General features: G+C 66.7%; 1 protein-coding gene. It reads right to left on the bottom strand.

What is annotated here, in order from left to right:
- The coding region (locus GYA94_RS20215; protein ID WP_161892960.1) for an MFS transporter at positions 1-333 on the bottom strand (333 nt) is incomplete at both ends.

Raw genomic sequence — 333 nt, 5'->3', positions numbered from 1 at the left:
ACGGGATACGCCAGCCCCACTCACGGAACTGCTCGTCGCTCAGGGTCAGGGCCAAGGTCAGGAACAGGCCGTTGGCCGCCAGGAAGCCGATTGATGGCCCCAATTGCGGGAACATGCCGAACCAGGCGCGCTTGCCCTCCGGGGCGTTTTCGGTGGCCAGCAGCGCCGCGCCGCCCCATTCGCCGCCCAAGCCCAGGCCTTGGCCAAAGCGCAGCAGGCAAAGGATGATCGGTGCCCATACACCGATGCTGTCATAGCCTGGCAGCACGCCGATGGCCGTGGTGGACACACCCATCAACAGCAGCGAGGCGACCAGGGTCGACTTGCGGCCGA

Origin of the sequence: Pseudomonas juntendi (assembly GCF_009932375.1) — a bacterium.
GTDB classification, from domain to species: Bacteria; Pseudomonadota; Gammaproteobacteria; order Pseudomonadales; family Pseudomonadaceae; genus Aquipseudomonas; species Aquipseudomonas juntendi.
The sequence above is the reverse complement of the archived record's forward strand: the minus strand, read 5'-3'. Positions and strand labels throughout refer to the sequence as shown.